The organism is Neobacillus sp. (assembly GCF_031988165.1).
Classification (GTDB): Bacteria; Bacillota; Bacilli; order Bacillales; family Cytobacillaceae; genus Neobacillus; species Neobacillus rhizosphaerae.
This window is the reverse complement of sequence record NZ_DALZYO010000037.1, coordinates 20,896-44,977: the sequence shown is the minus strand read 5'-3', so window position 1 is coordinate 44,977 and position 24,082 is coordinate 20,896. Positions and strand designations below refer to the sequence as shown.

The window sequence follows — 24,082 nt, the reverse complement described above, 5'->3', positions numbered from 1 at the left end:
TTTGTCATATTCTTTTGCAACAGCTTTTTGGTGCTTTAGTTTGTTTATTCTATACGATTATTTGAGAAATGGCACCATGCAAGGAGTGAAAAAAACCCCAAGTGAATAATCTTCACATGGGGTAGAATTAGTCGAATTAGCACTTACTAAAAACGATCGAGAGGGGTTTGTTTACTGATCGAACCATTCTAGTCCATTAAATCCTCTAGCTATTTACTGGGGGGGCTCATAAAACTCGCTTCTTCAAAATTTATTTTTAGTGCTTTAAATAAGAATGTATATAAATCTGTTTCCTCTTCAATAATTTTAGATGTTGGTTTTCCATGCCCATGGCCGGCATTTTTTTCAACTCTTAATAGAATTGGTTGGTCCCCTTCCTGTGCAGCTTGTAATGTGGCTGCAAACTTCATCGCATGAAGTGGGACGACACGGTCGTCAGTATCCGCTGTGGTGATAAGCGTAGGTGGATACTTTGTCCCTTCTTTTACATTGTGGAGAGGTGAATATTTGTACATGAATTGAAAATGCGAAGGGTTTAATTCAGCATTTCCGAATTCAGTGGTCCAAAAACGACCTACAGTAAAATGATGAAATCTTAGCATATCTGTTACTGGTACAAGACATAAGGCTGCACCAAATAACTCAGGTCGTTGAGTAATACACGCCCCAACAAGAAGACCGCCGTTACTGCCGCCCATAATTGCTAGTCTTTGTGAACTTGTATATTTTTTCTGAATCAACCAATCAGCAGCAGTAATAAAATCATCAAAAGAGTTTTGCTTCTTTTCAAGGATTCCTGCTAAATGCCATTCGTCCCCAAATTCTCCGCCCCCTCGGATATTAGCTACTGCATAAATTCCACCCGATTGTATCCAAAGTCTTTGCGAAGCGGAAAAGGAGGGGGTTAAAGTGACATTATAGCCGCCATATCCATATAAAAGAACTGGATTATCACCGGTCATGGCCAATCCCTTTTTATGGGTCAGAAACATTGGAATCATCGTTCCATCTTTTGAAGGATAAAAAACTTGAGTAGTTTCATAATCGTTGGCTTCAAATTCAAATTCATTTTCCCAGATTCGTATTAATTGATCTTTTTCAAAATCATAACTCACTATCTTTGTAGGATGAAGAAAGGAAGAATATCCAATATACATTACGGAGTCTGACTTCTTTCCAGATATATCATTAATTGTTATAAAGGATGGTAACGATACATTTTTTTGCGGTATACCATTAAGATCATATATTTTCAACTGATTATATGCATTGTGCGTGTAACTTATAACAAAATGTTGATGAATGATTTTTACGATAGAAATAGGATCATTTTGTTCTGGGATAATCTCTTTCCAATTTTCCTTATTTGGTTTGTTAAGGTCAACAGCAATGACTCTCCCTTTTGGAGCATTATTGTTTGTATACAAATAGAAAGTAGATCCTTCGTTTCCTAAAAACGAATAGTACGCTTCACCATCATTTATAAGAGGGATGAAGGCACCGGGATTTTCAATATCTTGATAGTGAATTCTGCTTTTTGGTTCGGTACCATTCAATACTTTCAAAACCAAGTATCTCTGATCATCCGAATATTGCGGAGTATAAGAAAGCTCTTTTCGATCAGATATTTCGTAAATTAAATTATCATCATCTTGTGTGGAATCAATAGAATGCCAAAAAATACGATTATAGTTACTCTCATCTTCAGGAGCAACAGTTATTGGATTTGGATAGCGATCATAATAAAAGCCAGAATTATCATCTTTCCATGCAATACTACAAAATTTACACCACTTCAAAACTTCAGGGTAATCTAGGCCTGTTTTCAGATTCTTAATTTTTACATCCTGCCAATCACTTCCATTATAAGATATTGCATAAGCCATCATTGAGCCATCATTACTAAAGGTTATATTTGTTAACGCAGCTGTACCTTCCTCATTTAAAGTGTTTGGATTAATAACGATATCTAGTTCATTGGGAATTAATGATTTACCACGATAAAAAACAGGTTGTTTTTGCAAACCTGTATTTAGGTGATAATAAAAAAAGTCTCCTTCCTTTTGAGGTAATGAATATTTAGGATAATTACTTAAGCTGATTAATGTTTCTTTAATTTTTTGTCTCTCAGGGAAAGCATTCAAGTATTGTTTTGTTTTTTCGTTTTGTTCATCTGTCCATTGTTTCGATTCAGGTGAATTTGAATCTTCCAGCCAACGATATGGGTCAGGTACTAACACCCCGTGAAAGTTATCAACCGCATCTTCTTTTTTTGTGAGTATTTCCATTTAAGCCCCTCCATAAATATTCCTATTAAAATTTCGGATTAGAATAAAAAAATAGTTTTTTAAGATTTGAAGAATCTAAAAGATAAGTATTTACATTACTACTTCCATTCTTATTGAAAGTAGTATGCAAGTTTCAAGCCAAAAATTAAACGGATTAAAAAACCCCCCTTCTGATGGTGTGGATTCTTTCCCGACCTCATAATTTTTTCTATTGGGAGTTGAGAACTGTAAAAAAATTTTGAATAATGTATAAATTTCTTTACATAAATTATTCGAAAAATGAAAATATTTTAGACAGAAGGAAGACTAAGGCTAATGTTATATCTTGGCATAATTCTTGCATTCAAATAACAAAACACCGATATTATTCGGAGGAATAGGAGGTGCAATGATGCTCAAAAAATATTTCTAAGAAGAATCACATCAGATTTAAAGGGTGCTTACCTTTTATATTAAAAAATGTAACAGGGGGAAATTTAATGAAAAGATTGAGGTTCTTATTATTAGGATTGGCCATGATACTGGTGATAGCTGCATGTTCTCCATCTAGTAATTCGACAACAACTGGAAGTACTGAGAAAAAAGGAAAAAAAACAGTTGTAATAGCTTTAGGGTCAGATCCTGTTACTTTTAATCCCAATGGAGGAGATGGGGGTTCTGGATATATTACAGCTAATGTAATGAGTTCTTTAGTAAGACAAGATGATGGATATAATATTTTGCCTGATTTAGCAAAGAATTGGGATATTTCTAATGATGGTAAAACTTACACTTTTCATCTAAGAGAAGGAGTTAAATGGCATGATGGAAAGCCATTTACAGCTAAGGATGTTAAGTGGACAATAGATACAATAATAGAGAAAAAGGGATTTATTGTTAACCAATTAGGTTTAGTAAAAGATATTACTACACCAGATGAAAATACTGCAGTTCTGGAACTAAAAGAACCCAATGCTGCTATTTTAAGTGTTCTATCAGGAGCCATAATAATGCCTGCTCATTTATACGAAGGAACGGATTGGATAACTAATCCTACCAATCAGAAACCAGTAGGAACAGGGCCATTTAAATTTGTAGAACATAAACGTGGCGTGAGTGTTACTTTAGAAGCAAACAAGGATTACTTTAAAGGTGCTCCGAAAATAGATGAATTGGTTTTTTCTGTGATTCCAGATGAAAACACGGTAGTGCAATCCTTTTTAAATGGTGAAGTAGATGTAATTGACTATAGTTCTGCCTTAACTCCTGCTGCCGTTCCTCAGCTTGAGAAAACAAAAGGGGTAAAAGTTGTAAAAACATTATCTAATTCACGACAATATATGATTGCTAATATGGCGAAAAAACCTTGGGATGATGTTAGAGTCAGAAAGGCCTTAGCGTATGCAATAGATAGAGATGAGTTGGTTAAAAAAGCGCATAAAGGTTATGCATGGAAGGCTGAAGGCTTTTATACTCCTGCAGTTAAATGGGCTTATAATGATAAAGATTTAATGCCGGAAAGAGATGTTGAAAAAGCAAAGAAATTACTCGACGAGGCCGGATTAAAACCTGATAAAAATGGGGTAAGAATAAAAGACCTTGAGCTATTAATATTCCAATTCCCAGTATTCACTGATATTGCTAAAGTCGTCCAATCAAATCTAAAAGAAATTGGAATTGAAACAAAAATAACCACTCTTGAATATTCAGCATGGGATGAAAAAGTGAGAAGTGGAAAATATGATATTACCATTCTAGGCGGAAACCATGGGATAGATCCTGAGGGATTATTTGTAAGGGTAGGCACTAAAGGTTCAATGAACTTGATGCATTATAGTAATCCTGAACTAGATAAACTTTTAGAAGAGGGATTAAATGTTTCAGATCAAGAAAAGCGGGCAGTTATTTACAAGAAAGTTCAAAAAATTATGTCTGAGGAATTGCCAGTATTGCCTCTTACAGAATGGATGTATCTTTTCGCTATGAAGGATTACATCTCCGGTCACCCAATTGACGATGGAATTGGTAAAGTCGGCGGTGCAGAGTATTCCATTCTAGATACTAAAAAATAATGAATGAAACCAATTCATCAAAGGTAATACCTTGTATTGCCTTTGATGAATAGTAAGAGTGGGGGGGGCAGTTCTTGAAAAACTACATATATAAACGAACAATGACAGGCTTATTGGCCGTAATCATTGTGTTGATCCTAAACTTTTTTATTATTCATTTAGCACCTGGAGATCCTATTAGAATTTTAGCGGGCAGGGATAATCCTTCAGAGGAAATGATTATTGAACTTCAAAAGAAATATGGCTTGGATCAACCAATATATATTCAATTAGTATCCTATTTAAAAAGTACAATTAAAGGCGATTTTGGGCAGTCCATTCTTTATAATGAGCCTGTCATGAATTTAATAGGCCACACGATGGGGCCGTCTTTATTGCTTGCTTTAACTGGAGCTGTATTGGCCTTAGTAGTCGGCACAGGCCTTGGTATCTATGCCGCACAGCATCATGGGTCGAGAAGAGATTCCTTTTTTTCAGCAATAGCTTACCTATTTAATTCGATGCCCTCATTTTGGTTAGGATTAATGTTTATTATGCTTTTTGCCTCTTGGCTAAACATACTTCCTACCTCAGGAATGATGGATTTACGGAGCAATTATACAGGCCTTCCCTATTATGCGGATGTCCTGAAACACTTGATTTTGCCAGTAACCACGCTATCACTAATACAAGTACCTACTTATTTCAAGCTAGCCCAAACTACGGTTTTACAAGTGACATCCGAGGACTTTGTGACTACCTTTAGGGCAACAGGTATGAGTAATAAGAAAATATTTAATAAGTATGTACTTAAAAATGTATTGCTACCTACCGTTACTGTTTTTGGGATATCCCTTGCTTATATTGTGACAGGCTCTGCTTTAATTGAAACGGTTTTTGCCTGGCCGGGAACAGGAAGACTAATGTTAGATGCAATTATGCGGAGAGATTATCCATTGTTGATGGGGATTTATCTTATTATGTCTATTTCAATAGCTGTAATGATGGTAGTAACTGATATCGTCTATGCATTTATTGATCCAAGAATTAGATACAAATAGTTACAAATATATATAGGAGAGGAGGAAGAGATGGCTATGGTTTTAGTTAAAAAGAAAATTCTGTTTAGAAATATGTTTGAAACAATCAGATCGAATAGGTTGCTAAAATATGGATGTATCATATTAGCTTTTATTTTGATAGTAGTAGCTTTTGCTCCTTGGCTTGCAACCTATAATCCTTATAAATTGGAAGGGGAATTATTAGCCCCTCCAAGCAAAGAGCATTGGTTAGGAACTGATGGATTAGGAAGAGATGTATATAGCATGCTCCTTTACGGGGCAAGAACTTCCCTTTTGATTGGTATAGTATCAGCCCTAATCTCAGGCATTATTGGTATTTTGATAGGTGGAGTAGCCGGTTATTTTGGAGGGAAAATAGACCGTATTATCTCAGAGATTATCAATATTTTCCTCATGATCCCCACCTTTTTCCTAATATTAATCATTATTGCCCTCTTTGGGAGTAGCTTATTTAACGTCATGTTAATTATTGGTTTAACATCGTGGCCTAGTAATGCAAGATTGATGAGAGTTCAGGCTATGAGTCTTAAAAAGCGGGTTTTTGTACAAAGTGTAGAGGCAATTGGTGAAAATCACCTGGCAATACTCTTTAAGTATATTATCCCAAATGGGATTTTCCCGGTTATTGCTAATACAACCTTAAGCGTAGCAGGTGCGATATTGACTGAAGCTGGCCTAAGTTTTTTAGGGTTAGGAGATCCAAATTTAATTAGTTGGGGCCAGATGATTTTTGAAGGAAAAGCGTATATGATTTCAGCATGGTGGATTTCGACTTTTTCTGGATTTGCGACTGTTATTCTAGTCGTCAGCTTTTATTTAATAGGTGATGGTTTAAATATTGTGCTTAACCCTAAATTTAAGGCGAAACAATAGGAGGGAAACTGGTGGCGGTTTTAGACATCAAAAACTTAAACGTAGCCTACAAAAGTAGAAACGAAAAAGTCTTCGCTGTTGATAATGTTTCGCTTTCTATATCTGAGGGAGATTCTGTAGGGATAGTAGGTGAGAGCGGATCGGGAAAATCTACTCTGGCAATGGCTATATTAAGACTTTTATCCGAAAATGATACTGAAATAACAGGTGAGATTGATTTTAAAGGCAAAGATTTATTAAAAATGGATATAAATGAGTTTAATAAAATAAGATGGAAAGAACTTGCGGTTGTTTTTCAAAAATCTATGAACGCATTAAGTCCTATTCATAAGATTGGAAGTCAGCTAGAAGATATTTATAGGGTTCATGAACCTAAAATCGCAAAACAAAAATTAAAAGAAAAAATACTTTCTTTGTTTAAATTAGTAAACTTATCTGACAGAGTATATAATCTCTATCCGCATGAATTGTCAGGTGGAATGCTGCAAAGGGTATCAATCGCGCTGAGTCTTATTCATAAGCCCCCATTACTAATATTAGATGAAGCAACAACGGCTTTGGATGTTGTAACACAAGGTCAAATTTTAAGTGAAATTCAAAAATTAGAACAAGATATAAAGATGACTAGAATAATGATTACTCACGATATGTCTGTAGTTGCTAATTCTTGTAAAAAGGTTGTTGTAATGTATGCAGGGAAAATTATGGAAGTCGGCAATGTAGAAGATGTTTTGATCAAGCCTACACATCCTTATACCCAAGGTCTAATGAAATCCTTTCCAACCCTAAAAGGTGAAAAAAAGGAGCTTAGTGGAATAAAAGGATTTTTACCCAATATGTCAGAGAAAAACAAAGGGTGCATTTTTGCCCCAAGATGTAGTTTTGTTCAAGAGGTATGTCATAAGGTGGCACCAAAAGAGTTTGAAATAAAGTCTGGTCACCTTTCTGCCTGTCACTTACATGGGAGTGAAATCAATTGACTGTAAACAAAAATATAGTATTAGAAGTTAATAGTATTAGTAAATGGTTTGAGCAAAGAACTTCAATATTAAATTTAGGTGTGAAAAATTGGGTTAAATCAGTCGATAAAGTTAGCTTTAAATTACATGAAGGAGAAGTTCTAGGAGTCATCGGAGAAAGTGGATGCGGTAAATCAACTCTTGGTAAGGTTCTTATTCAGTTAGAAAGCCAAACTGATGGAGAAATATTATTAAAAGGCGAGTCGGTTTCTGGATTGATCAAAAAGGATAAAAAGTTATTTAAAAGAAATTCACAAATGATATTTCAAAACCCATTTGATACCTTCCCTCCTCGGCACACAATTGCAAAAATAATGATGAGACCGCTTGAAATACATAAAATTGGTTCATCAGAAGAGGAACGGTATGATATTTGCAAAACTACATTGGAAAAAGCCGGGTTAAAACCTGGAGAGGACTTTTTAGCAAGATATCCGCACGAACTATCTGGAGGGCAATTACAAAGAATTTCAATTTTAAGATCCATGCTCCTGCAGCCGTCACTGCTTGTAGCAGATGAACCAATATCGATGCTAGATGTTTCAGTTAGAGCAGATATCATAAATATGCTTATCAAGCTAACAAAGGAAAATAATACAGCAGTAGTTTTTATTAGTCATGATATTGCTGCTGCAAGATATATATCTGACCGTATTGCTGTTATGTATTTAGGAAGAATAGTTGAAATGGGTAATACAGATGAGGTAATACAGAATCCTCAACACCCTTATACTCAAGCATTAATTTCAAATTGCGCATCAATAGACATAAGTGAAAATGAGGAACCTATCGTGATTACTGGAGAACCTCCTACTCCAATAAATCCTGGTCCAGGCTGCTATTTTGCAAGTAGGTGTTTTAAGGCCACGAGCAAATGTTTGGAATCATACCCAGAGTATGTGGAAAAAGAAAATGATCATATTTATAGTTGCCATTATTAAAGTAACGATAAAAAAATCAGCGCCCAATGGGCAGCTGATTTTTTAAATTATCCAATTTTTTTTGGACTGTTCATTGGTATTTACGTAGAGACCCTCCCAAAGTTGGTTCATCTTACTTCTGCCGCTATCGATATCAGGATTGAATTGGATAGCAGTATGCTTCCGGACGTTACGGACGTTTTTTACAGCATGTTGCAGCTGATGGTCGATTGTGCCCGCTCCTTTTCCGGCGTGTTTGGCAATGGATAGGCCTGCGGTTGTTCCTTGGGCCATGGCGATTTTTCCACTCTCGATACCGGTAATATTGCCGGCTACAAAAAGCCCATTGAGAGGGGTTTCCATTGTTTCTGAATGGTGTGGGACATGGCCGCCAAGTTCCGGTATGTATTGAAACGGGCATCCAGCAACAGCGGTCAGTTCCGCGAGCGGATACAAGCCCCCCGCGATACAAACAAAGTCTGCTTCGTAAATCGTTTCAGAACCAGCAACAATATGACCATTCGCTTCAATATCGGCTACTCGTACCCCTTCTACTTGTTCTTTACCGATGATTTCTAAGGCAGCTTTGCGAAGTTGGAGCGGTGTACCATTTACCTTCACGCCATTTTTTGGATAAAAGTTTAACCCAATTTTTCTTATCCAGTCCTGTTTCATGAAATGGCTTCCAAAACGTAATAGCGGTGATGGGGCAAGGTGGGCAGCATTTAACAGCGATTTCATGACCTCTTCAGGCGCGCCCGCTTTTTGGCTGATTGCGTTTTTTTCAGGGAGAACGATGCGATCGACGGTTATCCCTGCCAGCTGTAATTCATTTAAAATTGCAAAGGCTAAAATATTCGCCCCAATAATGATCCCTTTTTTACCGACCTGGACGCGGTGAACATTTGTCATCACTTGAGCAGCCCCAATCGACATCACTCCGGGAAGAGTCCAGCCGGGGAGAGGTATCGGATATTCAGCGGCACCCGTTGCCACTAACACAAATGGTGCCGTCAATGTTCCTGAATTTGTGTACACATGCCAGAGGTCATTTTCTTTTTCTAGATTGTAAACAGAAACACCGCATCGGATTTCGACCGATAATTTCCATGCTTCCTGATGAAGACGTTCTGACTCTTTCATTCCATTCCACCATTCACCGGAAGGCTCTTGATGAAGTTGGCCGAGCAATCTGCCGCCTGGCTTGATAAATTCATCAAGGATGGTTACCTTGAGCCCAAAACTGGCACAGGCAATGGCTCCAGCTAATCCTGCAGGTCCGCCGCCGATCACGATAACCTCACTCATTGCTGCTCCACCATCCTTTTGACGATGTTTGGATGCTGCTTGCCGCTTTCAACAACCATGTTTTTCTTTACAACCGTTAGACAGGCTCTTACGTTCGCTTGATCATTGACCGTTACACGGCATTCCATGCAGTGGCCGATGTTGCAATAAATCCCCCGAGGTGTCCCGGATCCTTCATGAACACGCAGTTTTCTGATGCCATTGACTAAAAGAGCGGCTGCAATTGTTTCACTTTCATATGCCTCATATGTATTTCCGTCAAACTGAAGGGTAATGATTTCTCGGTCATCTAGTTTCCCTAAGATTGGATGGTCAATGATTCTGGTCATTGGTTTTCACCCATCGTTCCAAACGTCACCGGCCGGATAGGGGGCTGGTATTTTAACGGAATTTCACCCAGAGCTGTGTTTGGGATAACATTTTCTATGATTCTGTCCAATGAAGGCCTGCATGTACGACCGCCGCAAAAGCCCATACCCGCCCTTGTTCTTAGTTTTAATTCTCGCGCTGTGCATTTATGTTTATCTGCTGTTGATTGAAGTTGTCCGTAAGTAACTTCTTCACAACGGCAAATAACAAAGTCACTGTTCGCCATTCCCTTTCCTCCTCTAATTTTTCTTATAATAAACTACTATGCAAAAATCGTGCCAACTTAGAGGGGGAGAAGGATTAATTTACGCCGAGACGCTTCAAACGGTTGTATAAAGTGGCCCTGGTAATGCCAAGATGTTTAGCGCACTCCAATTTGTTCCCCTTAACAATGCGCAACGCTCTTTCAATTACTTTTTTCTCGTGCTGATCCATTTCTTCCTGCAGCGATAAAATGGTTTCATCTCTTTCTTCGGGAGCATTGGAAGAAATCATCCTGTTTTTTTCAAGGTCGACGTTGCCAGCGGAAAACGGTAAATACTCCTTTTTAATTACTCCATCTGTCGCAAAAACCACGAGCCGTTCAGCAATATTGCGAAGTTCACGAATATTACCTGGCCAATGGTAATGGAGTAGTTCCTGCATAACATCAGGTGAAAATTCATAAATCGGGCGTTGATAGCGCTGCGAAAAATCATTTAAAAAGAAATGGGTCAATTCAATAATATCCTCCTGCCGCTCTCTTAGCGGAGGAATATGGAGACTGACAACGTTTAAGCGATAATATAAATCTTCACGAAATTGACCTTCTTGCATTAATTCATGCAAATCACGGTTTGTAGCCGCAATCACCCGAAAATCAGCCTTGATTTCCTTTTCGCCGCCGACACGGTAGTATTTCCGCTCCTGTAATACTCGCAGCAGCTTTACTTGCATTTCAAGCGGCATTTCGCCTACTTCATCAAGAAACAAAGTGCCTCCTTTTGCCAGTTCAATTTTCCCCTTTTTTCCTTTTATGTCTGCACCGGAGAAGGCGCCACGCTCATATCCAAATAACTCACTTTCAAATAAAGAGGCCGGTATTGCACCGCAATTAATAGAAATAAAGGGAGCATTCGGCTCTTCGCTACCATCATGAATGGCCTTGGCAAACACTTCTTTTCCAACACCACTTTCGCCTAAAATCAGTACCGTTGATTTAACTGAACACACTTTTCTTGCAAGATGAACCGTTCTTTGAATGGAGGTACTTTTTCCTTTGATGGTATTAAACGGATCGGAAGAGTCCTTATATTTTGCTACTTCTTGCTCTAATCGGTGGACTTCGGTGGTCATGTTAAATAATTTTTCGTTGAGTACAACTTGATTGGTAACATCTGTTTCTGAAACCACTGCGCCGATAATGCGGTTGTTAAAGTAAACGGGGTTAGAATTAATTAATACAAACAGATCTGACCGGGGCTGATGGTACTGACCTGTAATCCTTTTTCCTTTATATAGTGTTTGCAAGATTTCTAGCTTATTAGGATCAAAGAAGTCGGAAATGTGTTGGCCGATAATCTCTTGTTTTTTGACGGAGAAAATTTTTTCAGCACCTTCCGTCCATGTAAGTACTCGTGCAGTGTCATCAATGACCGTAATGGAGGAATCAGTCGTTAGAATGACAGTTTCATAAAATGCCTTCAATTGTTTATAAGCGTTTGTTAGGAAATCGACCATTTGTGCAGCGGTAATACAACCGGAAGGTAGGTCGTTTTTATCAAGAATAACAACCGCAGAATGACAACTAAAAGACTGAATCAGGGTATCGAAGGAATCGTCCTCATTGATAACTTTGCAGGGAATTGCTGCTGTCTCTTCTGAAAATCGATAAAAAAATTCTCCATTATTCTGTTCAATGATGTGTCCTTCAATCGATGTTTTCGTCATTAGTTTCACCGGTGGTAATGAAAATCCCATGACAAACCTCCTTTAGTGTAAAAATTTATAAACACTGTAAAAATAATTATACACAAGATTATAAAATATTTAAAATATTTTTACTATTATATCTTCTACACAAGGATTTTTGTTTGGCACACTACTTGCACTATTAGAAAGTAGACTATCGAACGAAGGGAAGAAGGTTATGTGAGGCATTGCGACGTTTTAGTGATTGGCGGGGGGATTATTGGTTGTTCAATTGCCTATTATGCTTCTAAGTATGGAAGAGATGTAACCATCATTGAAAAAGGGGAATTTGTCAGCGGCACGTCTTCCCGTTGTGACGGTAATATTTTGGCGATTGATAAAGATCCCGGCTTTGACAGTCAGATGTCATTATCCAGCCAGCGGTTAGTTGATGAATTGAGCAAAGACTTGGAACACTCTTTTGAGTATCGGGCCCCGGGAAGCATTCTTGTTTGCGAGTCAGATGAAGAGATGGAAGCGGCCAAGCGATGGGTCGACCGTCAGAAAGCTGCTGGCCTTCCATTCAGAATGCTGGACCGCCAAGATATCCGACTGGAATCTCCCTACTTTGCAGATGACTTGTTAGGGGGATTGGAATGTGCGACAGATTCAACAGTCAATCCCTATCTGCTTGCTTTTTCGCTGCTAGAGGAAGCGAAAAGACAAGGAGCAAAGGCATGGAAGCAAACTGAAGTAAAACAAGTGAAAAAAGAAGAAAATGGTCCATTCACTGTGGATACGTCAAATGGAGTTTTTACTGCCGATCATGTAGTCAATGCGGCTGGCGTATGGGCACCAAGAATCGGAGAGATGATTGACCTTCCAATACCAATCAAACCAAGAAAAGGGCATATTATTGTAGCTTCTAGGCAGCAGCATGTCGGATCGCGCAAAGTCATGGAGTTTGGTTACTTGATTTCTAAATTCGGCGGGGAGCGCCGTGTCGACCCATTAACAGAAAAATACGGAGTAGCCCTTGTTTTCGAACCAACGGAAAGCCAAAACTTTTTGATTGGGAGCAGTCGAGAATTTGTCGGCTTCAACACGAAGGTAAACCATGAGGTCATTAAATGCATCGCTAATCGCGCCATCCGTTTTTATCCAAAAATGGCGGATATGATAGTGATCCGTTCGTATGCGGGCTTAAGGCCGTGGACAGAAGACCATTTACCTATCATTTCCCGTGTTGAGAAAATCCCGAATTATTACATTGCGGCCGGTCATGAAGGGGATGGAATTAGCTTAGCCGCGGTCACGGGGAAAATTATCGAAGAACTGATCAATGAAAAAGAAACTTCTATACCGATTGAACCACTTCGTTTTGATCGGTTTAAAGAAAAGGTGATAAAAGAGTGAAGGCACATAAAGTATTTACAACGATTGATACACATACAGGCGGGAACCCGACGAGGACTGTCATTAGCGGCCTCCCGGAATTGGTGGGAGCAACGATGTCTGAAAAAATGCTCTATATGAAAGCGGAGTATGACTGGATTCGCAAACTGTTAATGAACGAACCGCGTGGCCATGATGTAATGTCTGGAGCCCTGCTCACGGCTCCGTGTCATCCGGAAGCGGATATTGGGGTGATTTACATAGAAACTGGAGGCTATTTGCCGATGTGTGGGCATGACACAATTGGTGTATGCACGGCTTTAGTGGAGTCAGGGCTGATTCACATTCAAGAGCCAGTCACTTCATTAAAATTGGATACACCTGCTGGGCTTGTGGAAGTAAATATTGCAGTGGCAGGAGGAAAAGCAAAAGAGGTGTCATTTTGCAATGTGCCTGCCTTCCTATTAAAAAGCGTTTCCGTTGATGTCGAAGGAATTGGACTCGTAGATGCGGACATTGCCTACGGCGGAAATTTTTACGCGATAATCGATGCTAAATCGCTGGGGTTGGAATTAATACCGGAGAATGCCTCCATGATCATCGAGAAAGCGATCACTATCAGAAACACCATTAATGAAAAAACGGATATTGTTCATCCGACCTATCCATTCATTCGTGGGCTAACCCATGTTGAATTTTTTACCGACCCCACACATAAAGATGCGGATGTAAAAAATACAGTCATTGTCCCTCCAGGTGGTATTGACCGTTCGCCGTGTGGAACTGGTACGTCAGCAAAACTTGCCGTGCTTTATGCCAATCAAGAAATTTCCATTGGCGAAGAATTTGTTCATGAAAGCATTGTCGGCTCTTTATTTCGAGGAACCATACTTGAAACAACCAGTGTGGAGAGTGTAGAGGCAGTGGTGACAAAAATTACGGGTTCCGCTTGGCTAATGGGAATGCACCGGTTCTTTTACCATGAGGAAGATCCGCTTAAAGAAGGATTTCTGCTCATTCCCCCGATGGAACATGAAACGGAGGACGTGAATTGAAGATTCATAAAGTTTACTCAACAACGGATGTACATGTAGCCGGTGAGGCGTTTCGCATTATTCATCACGTGCCATTCATCCATTATCGGAGCCTGGAGCAGCTGTATGAAAAGTTTCCACTAATGTATGAAGAGGAGAAAAACCTTGTATTAAACGAGCCGCGTGGATTCGCTGGACTAAATGGCTGCCTTGCCCTTCCGCCGATTAGCCCTTCAGCGGATGTAGCTGTTCTCTTTTTTAACCATGAGGGAACCGTCCCTGTTCATTACGGCGGCATCGTTGCCGTTATTACCGCTTTACTAGAATGCGGTCATTTGCCATCAAACGAATCAGGTGAATACAAAATCGAAACGGTCACCGGTTTGATTTCTGTTACCGCCGTCATGGAAAAGGAAGAAGTGGTTTCTGTGAAACTGGAAAGTGGTCCGTGTCGAGTAATCCAAACTGATGTCCCATTCTCTCATACACAATTCAATACAAAGTTTTCGCTAGTACAAGCAGACCAACTATATGCGGTGTTTGAGAGGCGCGATTTTCCTTTCGAGATTCGTGTTGAGGATCTGTCTGAATTAAAAAGATGGGGACGGACTGTATTTCAGGGACTTGATTCAGACATCCCCGTAAAAGTTGCTATTTTACTGGATGATTCTGCACTTGGAGAGGAGCGAATTAGATCTGTTACCTTCCGTGATGATCAGTTTATCGTGCGTTCGCCCGGCTTTGGACCGACACTAGCTTGTTATACAAGTTTACTCTCAAAAGGAGCATTGCGTATGGAGCAGGGACTTGTGAATGAAAGTATTTTTGACAGCCGGTTGGCGGTGCAAATAGTTGAACAAACAGAGGATGGTTATCAGATTAAGGTGACAAGCCGCGGTTTCATTACGGGATTGCAAACATTCGTATTAGATCCAACAGATCCTTTAGACGCTGGGTTTTTATTAAAGTAATCAGGAATTTTTTCGAAATAAATCGAATCAAAAAAAAACTTCTTAGCGGCAATTCCGGTAAAGAAAAAACTTTGAGGAGGAAATGAAAATGACAACCATTAGAGGGGCGTATCCCGTTTTGATCACACCAATGACTGTGACACAGGAGATTGACTGGGACGGAGTAAAAAATAATGTAAACTACTTCGTAAATCAAGGGGTCGCAGGCATTGTGATCAACGGCAGTACCGGAGAATTCGTTAGTTTATCAAAAGAAGAAAAATTCCAGATGGTGGAATTGGTCATGAAGGAAGTGAATGGCCGTATTCCTGTTATTGTTGGAACGGCTGCGGAAACAACGAAAGAAACAATTGAGTACTCGAAGCAAGCGGAGGCACATGGTGCTGATTGTGCACTGATCATTAACCCTTACTATTGCAAACCGAAGGAAGAAGAAATTTACTTCCATTTTAAAGAAGTGTCTAATGCGGTGAATGTGCCGATTATGCTCTACAACAACCCTTTTACATCTGGTGTGGATATGAACACAGAGCTGATGCTTAAAATTGGAAAAGAGTGTGAAAGTGTCACTCACATTAAAGAATCTAGCGGGGATATCCGTAAAGCTAGAGATTTGGCGAGACATGGGAAAGGGGAGTTTGAAGTTTTCTGTGGTTCAGAAGAATTGGTCATGGAGTCTTATTTGGTTGGGGCTACGGGCTGGATTTCCGTCGCCGGGAACATTGTACCCAAACTCGTGACTGACATGTTTGACCATTTCCAAAAAGGTGAGCTAAATGAAGCATGGGCAATCAATGATCGTATTTTGCCTCTTTGTAACTTCCTTGAAGGTTCAGGGAAATACGTACAAATCGTCAAGCGTGCAATGGAGTTGAACGGCCAAGCAGGAGGACCATCCCGTTACCCTCGATTAGGGTTAACACCTGATGAAGATCAAAAACTTAAAGACATTTTATCGAGCTTAACGGCCGTTTCGCGAGCATAAAAACACAATATTTCCGTGCCGCGGGGACAATCTCCCGGTACATGGAAAAAGTTTGAAGTTCAAGGGGGAATGAACCATGTTAACAGCAGAGGTAGAACTAAAACCAAAGGTGAAGGCGTTTTTAGAAGGTAAAATTGAACTTTTTATCGACGGCAAATTTATACCGGCTGTAAGTGGAAAAACGTTTGAAACCGTTAATCCGGCAACGGAAGAAGTGCTTGCCTTAGTAAGTGAAGCGCAGGAAGAAGACGTTCATTTAGCTGTAGATGCCGCTCGCCGGGCATTTGAAAAAGGAAGATGGCCTGAACTTAGCGCGGCCGAAAGAGCACGCTTAATTTACAAACTTGCAGATTTGATTGAGGAAAATAAGGAAGAGCTCGCGCAATTAGAAGCTTTGGATAACGGAAAGCCCTACCAAGTGGCACTAGCAGATGATATTCCGGCAACAGTAGAACAATTCCGCTATTATGCTGGCTGGGCAACGAAAATTTTAGGTCAGACAGTTCCGATTTCAAAAGATTATTTAAACTATACAAGGCATGAACCGGTTGGTGTTGTTGGTCAAATTATCCCTTGGAACTTTCCGTTGACCATGGCTTCGTGGAAAATGGGTGCGGCCCTTGCGACAGGCTGTACAATTGTCCTAAAACCTGCCGAGCAAACCCCATTAACTCTATTATATACGGCCCAGCTTTTTCTGGAGGCCGGCTTCCCTGATGGTGTTGTCAACTTCGTCCCTGGATTCGGTCAAACAGCAGGGGCAGCGATTGTTAACCATCACGATGTTGATAAAGTGGCCTTTAGGGGTTCTACGGTTACGGGTAAGTATATTATGCGCCAAGCAGCCGAAACGATTAAAAATATCACGTTAGAACTAGGCGGGAAGTCACCGAACATTATTTTAGAGGATGCAGATGTTGAAGAAGCCATTATTGGGGCCTTTAACGGAATTATGTATAACCATGGACAAAATTGCAGTGCAGGCTCCCGTGTGTTCGTCCATAGAAAACACTATGAACATGTCATTGAGGAACTAGCAAAGCTAGCAAATAAGGTAAAACTGGGTCCAGGAATGGATAAAGAATCCGATATGGGACCGCTTGTTTCGAAAAGACAACTAGAACGTGTCCTTAATTACATCGAAAAAGGAAAAGCAGAAGGAGCAAGGCTGGCTGCTGGGGGCGAAAAAGCATTAGATAAAGGATATTACGTACAGCCTACGGTATTTGCGGATGTCACGGATGAAATGGTGATTGCCAAAGAAGAAATATTTGGTCCAGTTGTGGTCGTCTTGCCGTTTGATACGGTTGAAGAAGTGATTGAGAGAGCAAATAACTCTGCATTTGGACTTGCTGCAGGTGTATGGACAAAAGATATTAAAACAGCTCTCAAAGTATCAAACAAGTTAAAAGCAGGTACAGTCTGGATCAATGATTACAACCTAGAAGATCCTGCCGCAGCCTTCGGTGGTTATAAACAATCTGGCATCGGACGTGAAATGGGCTCCTATGCACTTGACAATTATACAGAAGTGAAGAGTGTTTGGGTAAACCTGAAATAAAATTAAGGCGCTTTAGAACATTTAGTGAATCTTTTCAAAGGTCTAAAACCAAACGGACAGCTTCATAATCATGGAGCTGCCCCTTTTTTCAGTAATGGGGGTGCAGAAATTGGGAAAGTATATTTTCAGTAGACTCGGGTATATGCTGGTCACTTTTTTTGTAATTGCAACTTTTACTTTTTTTCTCATGCAAACATTGCCTGGGTCACCATTTAATGATGAAAGATTATCAGAATCACAGAAAGAAAGATTGAATGAAAGATATGGGTTGGATGAACCTGTCCCTCTTCAATACATTACCTACATGAAAAATATCTTCAAAGGTGATTTTGGTGTTTCGTTTCAATATGATGGACGGTCAGTGTCAAATATTATCGGCGAACGGATTGGGGCATCTGCGGTGTTAGGGACACAATCATTAATAGTTGGGACCATTTTGGGGATTATTCTAGGTATTATTGCTGCACTTAGGCATAATACCTCGATTGATTATGGGGCAATGGTGATTTCGGTTATCGGAATATCGGTACCGAATTTTGTGTTTGCAGGATTACTGCAATATTGGGTAGGTGTTCGTTTGCAATGGCTGCCTGTTGCCTTTTGGGAAGGCTTTGAATACTCAATTTTACCAACGATTTCGTTATCTGTTTTTGTGATTGCAACAATAGCTAGATTTATGCGCACCGAAATGCTTGAAGTATTAGGACAAGATTATATTGTTACGGCACGGGCAAAAGGGTTGAACGGCTTTTCCATAATCATAAGACATAGTTTGCGTAATGCAGCAATCCCGATTGTTACGATATTGGGACCAATGACGGTATCGTTGCTAACTGGAACATTGGTGATTGAGAAAATTTTTAGTGTTCCGGGACTTGGTGAGCAATTCGTTAAATCCATTATGACTAATGACTTTCCTGTGATTATGGGGGTAACCTTGTTTTATAGCATCCTATTTATTGGAATTGTTTTGATTGTTGACATCCTGTACGGAATTATCGACCCAAGGATTAGATTATCAGGAGGGGTCAAATAATGATTATTAAAAATAAAGAGCTTACAGATGAAATGTTTCTACCAGCAAAAAACAGGAGTTCTACCGAGCATATTTCACGTCCTGCGAACACATACTGGAAGGATGTTTGGAGGCGCTTTCGTAAAAATAAAGCCGCATTTACAGGGTTAATTCTCATTACTCTCATATTACTTTTAGCCATATTTGGACCTTATGCAAATCATTACGGCTACGACGAGCAAAATTTATCACGGGCCAATTTACCAGCCAAAATACCAATCTTAGAAAGTTTTCCATGGATAGGTTTTAACGGTGTAGATATTCATGGAGTGGACAAATATAAGGAAAGTAAAGTTTCAGGTTATTACTGGTTTGGTACGGACAATTTAGGAAGAGATTTATGGACACGAATTTGGAAAGGAACGCGCATTTCTTTATATATCGCTTTTTTAGCAGCGATCATTGATTTAATTATCGGTGTTGCCTATGGCGGCATTTCAGCTTACTATGGCGGCCGTATTGATAATATGATGCAAAGGATTATTGAAGTTTTAGTAGGAATTCCACACCTTATAGTTGTTATTCTCCTAATCTTGGTGTTGCAGCCAGGGATCATATCTATTACGTTAGCGATGGTAATAACTGGATGGGTCGGAATGGCACGAATTGTCCGTGGGCAAGTGCTGAAGCTAAAGGAACATGAATATATTCTAGCTTCAAAAACGCTAGGGGCAAAGAATGCGAGGATGATTTGGAAACATTTAATCCCAAATTCAATGGGACCAATTATCATTACAACCATGTTCACTATTCCAACGGCCATTTTTACTGAGGCATTTTTGAGCTTTATCGGTCTTGGGCTTCAGCCGCCCATCGCTTCCTTAGGAACATTAATAAATGATGGATATAAATTATTACGGCTTTATCCGCATATGCTCGCTTTTTCCGCAATCATTATTAGCTTGATTATGATCAGCTTTAACTTGGTAGGCGATGGTCTTAGAGATGCCTTAGACCCCAAAATGCGCAAATAGGAGGCAAGGTTGTGGAAAAAATTTTGGATGTGAAAAATTTACAAGTGTCCTTTGACACATATGCCGGGGAAGTCAAAGCAGTTAGGGGAGTTTCTTTCCATCTTAATAAAGGAGAAACTCTTGCCATTGTTGGAGAATCGGGATCAGGAAAATCGGTTACCTCTAAAAGTTTAATGAAATTAATACCTAATCCTCCAGGACGAATTACAAGTGGTGAAATTCTATTTGACGGGAAAAACCTCGTCACATTAACAGAGAAACAAATGCAAAATATCCGAGGTTCTGACATTTCGATGATTTTTCAAGACCCTATGACTTCCCTAAATCCAACTATGCCTATTGGGAAGCAAATCATGGAAAGTATTATAAAGCATCAAAAACTGCCAAAGAAAAAAGCAAAAGAAAAAACCATTGAGCTACTTGAAATGGTCGGAATCCCCAATGCAGTATTGAGACTTTCTAACTATCCACACCAGTTTTCAGGTGGAATGAGGCAGCGTGTCGTCATTGCAATGGCCATTTCTTGTAATCCCCAAATACTAATCGCAGATGAACCAACAACCGCACTCGACGTGACGATTCAATCTCAGATTTTAGAGCTATTAAAGAATCTTCAGAAAAAAATGGAGACCTCGATCATTTTTATTACTCATGATTTAGGAGTGGTTGCGAATATTGCGGATCGTGTAGCGGTTATGTATGCCGGGAAAATTATTGAAATCGGCACAGTGAATGAAATATTTTATAACCCGCAACATCCATATACTTGGGGCCTTCTTGGCGCGATGCCAAATGTAATTTATCGTGGTGAAGAACTTATTACTATACCAGGAACCCCTCCAGACCTTTTGAATCCGCCAAAGGGTGATGCCTTTGCGGCGCGAAACAAATATGCGATGGAAATAGATTTTCGTTTAGAACCACCGATGTTTAAAGTATCGGACACCCATTATGCTGCAACATGGCTATTGCATGAAAAGGCTCCTAAAGTCATCCTTCCGGAAAGTTTAAAAAAACAAGGTCAGTCTTTGCCTAATGAGAAATCTAGAGAAAGATTATTGAAAAAAACGGATAAAAAAGAAAAGCTCCTCGAAATAAAAAATTTGAAGCAATATTTTCCGATTAGTAAAAAACAATCCGTAAAGGCAGTGGATGGGCTAAGCTTTGATATTTATAAAGGAGAAACCTTTGGCCTTGTCGGAGAATCTGGATGTGGAAAATCGACAACAGGAAGGACCATTAGCCGTATATATAATGCTACAGACGGAGAAATTCTCTACAATAATGAAAGTATTTTTGGAAGAAAATCAGGCAGTGAATTACAAAAACTTAATCAGAAAATCCAAATGATTTTTCAAGACCCGTACTCATCGTTAAATCCCCGTTTGACCGTGGCAGATATTATTGCGGAGGGGATGGATATTCACGAGCTTTATACGAATAAAAAGGAAAGAATGGAAAGAGTATATGAATTGCTTGAAACAGTTGGCTTAAACCGGGAACACGCTAATCGGTATCCTCATGAATTTAGTGGGGGACAGCGTCAGCGTATAGGTATTGCAAGAGCGTTAGCGGTCAATCCGGAATTTATTATTGCAGATGAACCAATCTCTGCTCTTGATGTCTCCATTCAGGCGCAAGTCGTCAATTTACTAAAAAGGCTGCAGAAGGAGAAAGGACTGACATATCTATTTATCGCACATGACCTTTCAATGGTGAAATATATTAGTGATCGGATTGGTGTTATGTATAAAGGAAGAATTGTTGAACTGGCTGAAAGTGATGAGCTTTATCAAAATCCGTTGCATCCTTACACAAAATCGCTCTTATCTGCCATACCAATTCCAGATCCAAATACAGAACGTACCCGCAGGCGAATTATGTTTGATGACAAGCTTTCGCGTAATGGGGAAGAAGAACCTGTACTACGGGAAGTTAAAAAAGGCCACTGGGTGGCATGCACTGAACAGGAATATCGTAAATTCAAAAACAAAGATTCGGAAGTCATATAGATTTACAGTAGATAAAGGAGGAGAGGCTTATTATTAGCAATACGAGTAAATTGATTCTTTCTTCCATGGCTTTGTCGGCAATAGCTTCTTTGATGTTAGATCAAGGGTCATGGACAAAATTTATCTACTATTTGTTTTTCATCTCGCTTCTTTTTCTTATGTTGGGTGGCAGCTTAATCGTTTTAAAAGGGGGAATGTTTAACGGGATCATCTATAGTTTTACTATCTTTTATAGGAAAATCTCAAAAGTGGAAGAGTATGTTTCCCAGCAAACTGGCAACTTGCAAGGACCTCCGGTTAAAAAAACTAGCCATTTTTCTATCACTTACTCTCTGCTAATTTCCGGAGGGATTATGTTTCTTTTTACCCTTATTGCTTCAATCTAATAAACAGCGCCTGGGGTTTTTTATACCCCTGGCGCTTTATTATAATACCAGAATATATATCATTGGACTTTGAGAATTGGACGCCCAGCAGCTAGTGTACTTCGCGCTTCTCCCTACGATAAGTCAACATCGGATCGTTTCGCTCTCCGTGTTTCCTTTATCTCAGTCGAAGCGCTCCAGTCCATACGCTGCTAAACGGGCGCTTGCGCTTTTCCTATTTACCTTCAATATAGGTCCATTTATAGCTGTAGGTTGAATTAGGGTGTGAAAGAATTCCTTTTACATATGGCTTGACAAGGTAGGCGTCACTTGCTTGATACATAGGTGAAATTGCCGTATCTTTTTCGATTAGAATTCGCTCTGCTTCTTGTAAATCGGCAAAACGTCTGGCTATATCAGAAAAATCAACTTGCGCTTTTTTTACTAGCTGATCAAATTCAGCATTTTTATAGCTTTGCCAGTTGTATGGTCCGTCGGAAAGGTGAATAGACATAAAATCACTTGGGTCGGCAATATCACTTCGCCATCCGGAATGGCTCATATCATACTCTTGCTTTCCTTCTAATGCGAGCTTTTGTTTGTTCGGCTGCTGATTAATTTTAATCGTTAGACCAGGTAAGTTTTTCTCGAGCTGGTTTTTAATATATTCTGCAACGGACTTTCGCTGCCCGTCATCATAGCTTAAGAATTCAAGTTCAATCTTGTCAGTCCTCAATTCCTGTAGTCCTTTTTTCCAATATTCTTTAGCTTTTTCAATACCTTCAGCATTAAAGTTGCCGTATTTGCTTCTGAAATCTTTTCCGTCCGAAGACGTTACCATTTTCTCAGGAATTAAAAAGTAGGCGGGAAGTGATCCATTTTTAAGAATTTTCTCAGCGGCTTCCTTCTTGTCCCATCCCATATCAATTGCTTTTCGGATATTGGGATTGCTTAAATACTTATTCTTTAGGTTAAAGCGGATAAAATAGATTTCTCTTTTCATCGTTGTATGGAAGTCTGGATGATTATGATATAAATCAACAAATTCAGATGACAAATTTGTGACATCTACAGCATTGGAATCATAAAGGTTTACACCTGAAGAAACATCCTTTACCACTTTATAGTTAATTTTTTCAAGCTTTACATTTTGAGCATCCCAATAGGTTGAATTTTTCTTAAGTACCCAGCCTTCTTCGTGTTTCCATGAATCAAGTACAAATGGTCCATTATAAATTAAGTTTTCTGGCTCTAAAGCATATTTGTCGCTCTGCGATTTAATATACTCTTCATTTTGAGGGTAGAAAACAACATTTGTTAATGTTTCAAGGAAATATGGAATGGCATTATTTAGCTTTACTTCTAGCGTGTAGTCATCAAGGGCTTTTACACCTAGGGCATCGACCTTTCCATAAAGTTTATTGTCTTTGTCCTGGATTTCAGTTGCATTTACTATATTATCTAATTCATATGCGTGCGGTGAAAGAGTATCTGGGTGAAGTACTCTTTGCCATGCAAAGACAAAGTCATGCGCAGTTACAGGTGTTCCATTACTCCATTTTGCATCTTTTCGCAAATGGAAGGAATAAGTTTTGCCATCCTTACTTACTTCATGGTCTATTGCCATTCCAGGGGTAAGCTTCTGATCAGGATTAGCTCGGTATAGACCTTCCATAATATTCATCATCATGGTTGCCGATAACCCATCAATGATTCCATTTGTTTTTAATGTTGGAATTTCATTAGAGGCATATAAATTTAGAGTTTGGGATTCAGGATTTGACGTTTGACCTTTTTCTTTTCCATTTGATGCTGCCGGCTGAGACGTATCCTTGGTTTTTCCATAACAGCCTGCCAGTCCAAAAGCAATGATAAGAGAAAACAGTATCGCTAAAGCAACTTTCTTTTTCATCAATTGCATTCCTCCTTTT

General features: G+C 39.4%; 20 protein-coding genes. 14 read left to right on the top strand and 6 right to left on the bottom strand.

Features of this window, described 5'->3' with window-relative positions; all coding sequences use genetic code 11:
- Window positions 1-209: 209 nt before the first annotated feature.
- Window positions 210-2,288 (bottom strand): prolyl oligopeptidase family serine peptidase, encoded by a 2,079-nt coding sequence (locus tag RTR43_RS19790; protein ID WP_312474256.1) that lies wholly within the window; start codon window positions 2,286-2,288, stop codon window positions 210-212.
- 479 nt (window positions 2,289-2,767) lie between these two features.
- On the opposite strand from RTR43_RS19790, the gene RTR43_RS19785 reads away from it, so the two are divergent.
- From RTR43_RS19785 to RTR43_RS19765, 5 genes are all read left to right on the top strand, one after another.
- Entirely contained in the window at window positions 2,768-4,339 is a 1,572-nt protein-coding gene (locus RTR43_RS19785; protein ID WP_312474253.1) for an ABC transporter substrate-binding protein, read from the top strand.
- Window positions 4,340-4,413: 74 nt separating this feature from the next.
- Window positions 4,414-5,379 carry an ABC transporter permease gene (locus RTR43_RS19780; RefSeq protein ID WP_312474251.1) on the top strand — a complete coding sequence of 322 codons (966 nt, stop codon included), beginning with the start codon at window positions 4,414-4,416 and terminating at the stop codon, window positions 5,377-5,379.
- Between the two features lie 30 nt (window positions 5,380-5,409).
- A complete protein-coding gene (locus RTR43_RS19775) occupies window positions 5,410-6,273 on the top strand; it encodes an ABC transporter permease (RefSeq protein WP_312474247.1) in 864 nt (287 codons plus the stop codon).
- Window positions 6,274-6,284: 11 nt separating this feature from the next.
- Window positions 6,285-7,253, top strand: coding sequence for an ABC transporter ATP-binding protein (locus RTR43_RS19770; RefSeq protein WP_312474244.1), 969 nt, complete (start codon window positions 6,285-6,287; stop codon window positions 7,251-7,253).
- Window positions 7,250-8,233, top strand: a complete 984-nt coding sequence (locus RTR43_RS19765; RefSeq protein WP_312474240.1) for an ABC transporter ATP-binding protein — start codon at window positions 7,250-7,252, stop codon at window positions 8,231-8,233. Before RTR43_RS19770 ends, RTR43_RS19765 begins: the two co-directional genes overlap by 4 nt.
- A 42-nt stretch (window positions 8,234-8,275) precedes the next feature.
- On the opposite strand, the gene RTR43_RS19760 is transcribed toward RTR43_RS19765, so the two are convergent.
- From RTR43_RS19760 to RTR43_RS19745, 4 genes are all read right to left on the bottom strand, one after another.
- Complete coding sequence (locus RTR43_RS19760; RefSeq protein WP_312474238.1) at window positions 8,276-9,520, bottom strand: NAD(P)/FAD-dependent oxidoreductase; 1,245 nt, start codon at window positions 9,518-9,520, stop codon at window positions 8,276-8,278.
- The gene (locus RTR43_RS19755) at window positions 9,517-9,849 is read right to left on the bottom strand and encodes a (2Fe-2S)-binding protein (protein ID WP_312474236.1); all 333 of its coding nucleotides are present in this window, start codon (window positions 9,847-9,849) and stop codon (window positions 9,517-9,519) included. Before RTR43_RS19755 ends, RTR43_RS19760 begins: the two co-directional genes overlap by 4 nt.
- Window positions 9,846-10,115, bottom strand: coding sequence for a (2Fe-2S)-binding protein (locus RTR43_RS19750; protein WP_312474234.1), 270 nt, complete (start codon window positions 10,113-10,115; stop codon window positions 9,846-9,848). Before RTR43_RS19750 ends, RTR43_RS19755 begins: the two co-directional genes overlap by 4 nt.
- A 74-nt stretch (window positions 10,116-10,189) precedes the next feature.
- Window positions 10,190-11,848 carry a sigma-54 interaction domain-containing protein gene (locus RTR43_RS19745; protein ID WP_312474232.1) on the bottom strand — a complete coding sequence of 553 codons (1,659 nt, stop codon included), beginning with the start codon at window positions 11,846-11,848 and terminating at the stop codon, window positions 10,190-10,192.
- Window positions 11,849-12,019: 171 nt separating this feature from the next.
- Here RTR43_RS19745 and RTR43_RS19740 point away from each other — a divergent pair, with 171 nt between their 5' ends.
- The 9 genes from RTR43_RS19740 (at window position 12,020) to RTR43_RS25665 (ending at window position 22,172) form a co-directional block, all read left to right on the top strand.
- Window positions 12,020-13,195, top strand: a complete 1,176-nt coding sequence (locus RTR43_RS19740) for an NAD(P)/FAD-dependent oxidoreductase (RefSeq protein WP_312474229.1) — start codon at window positions 12,020-12,022, stop codon at window positions 13,193-13,195.
- A complete protein-coding gene (locus tag RTR43_RS19735) occupies window positions 13,192-14,229 on the top strand; it encodes a proline racemase family protein (RefSeq protein WP_312474225.1) in 1,038 nt (345 codons plus the stop codon). The genes RTR43_RS19740 and RTR43_RS19735 overlap by 4 nt, the downstream gene beginning before the upstream one ends.
- Window positions 14,226-15,179: a proline racemase family protein gene (locus RTR43_RS19730; protein ID WP_312474222.1), complete on the top strand. Its 954-nt coding sequence runs from the start codon at window positions 14,226-14,228 to the stop codon at window positions 15,177-15,179. The genes RTR43_RS19735 and RTR43_RS19730 overlap by 4 nt, the downstream gene beginning before the upstream one ends.
- 88 nt (window positions 15,180-15,267) lie before the next feature.
- A complete protein-coding gene (dapA, locus tag RTR43_RS19725; protein WP_312474220.1) occupies window positions 15,268-16,164 on the top strand; it encodes a 4-hydroxy-tetrahydrodipicolinate synthase in 897 nt (298 codons plus the stop codon).
- 76 nt (window positions 16,165-16,240) lie between these two features.
- A complete protein-coding gene (locus RTR43_RS19720) occupies window positions 16,241-17,725 on the top strand; it encodes an aldehyde dehydrogenase family protein (RefSeq protein ID WP_312474216.1) in 1,485 nt (494 codons plus the stop codon).
- Window positions 17,726-17,834: 109 nt separating this feature from the next.
- The gene (opp3b, locus tag RTR43_RS19715) at window positions 17,835-18,761 is read left to right on the top strand and encodes an oligopeptide ABC transporter permease (protein WP_312474214.1); all 927 of its coding nucleotides are present in this window, start codon (window positions 17,835-17,837) and stop codon (window positions 18,759-18,761) included.
- A complete protein-coding gene (gene opp3C, locus RTR43_RS19710) occupies window positions 18,761-19,774 on the top strand; it encodes an oligopeptide ABC transporter permease (RefSeq protein WP_312474211.1) in 1,014 nt (337 codons plus the stop codon). The genes opp3b and opp3C overlap by 1 nt, the downstream gene beginning before the upstream one ends.
- 11 nt (window positions 19,775-19,785) lie before the next feature.
- A complete protein-coding gene (locus RTR43_RS19705) occupies window positions 19,786-21,786 on the top strand; it encodes an ABC transporter ATP-binding protein (protein WP_312474208.1) in 2,001 nt (666 codons plus the stop codon).
- Window positions 21,787-21,851: 65 nt separating this feature from the next.
- Window positions 21,852-22,172: a DUF3899 domain-containing protein gene (locus tag RTR43_RS25665; RefSeq protein ID WP_396954602.1), complete on the top strand. Its 321-nt coding sequence runs from the start codon at window positions 21,852-21,854 to the stop codon at window positions 22,170-22,172.
- A 214-nt stretch (window positions 22,173-22,386) separates the two neighbouring features.
- Here the strand turns inward: RTR43_RS25665 and RTR43_RS19700 are convergent, their stop codons facing one another.
- Window positions 22,387-24,063, bottom strand: coding sequence for a peptide ABC transporter substrate-binding protein (locus RTR43_RS19700; RefSeq protein ID WP_312474292.1), 1,677 nt, complete (start codon window positions 24,061-24,063; stop codon window positions 22,387-22,389).
- Window positions 24,064-24,082 lie beyond the last annotated feature (19 nt).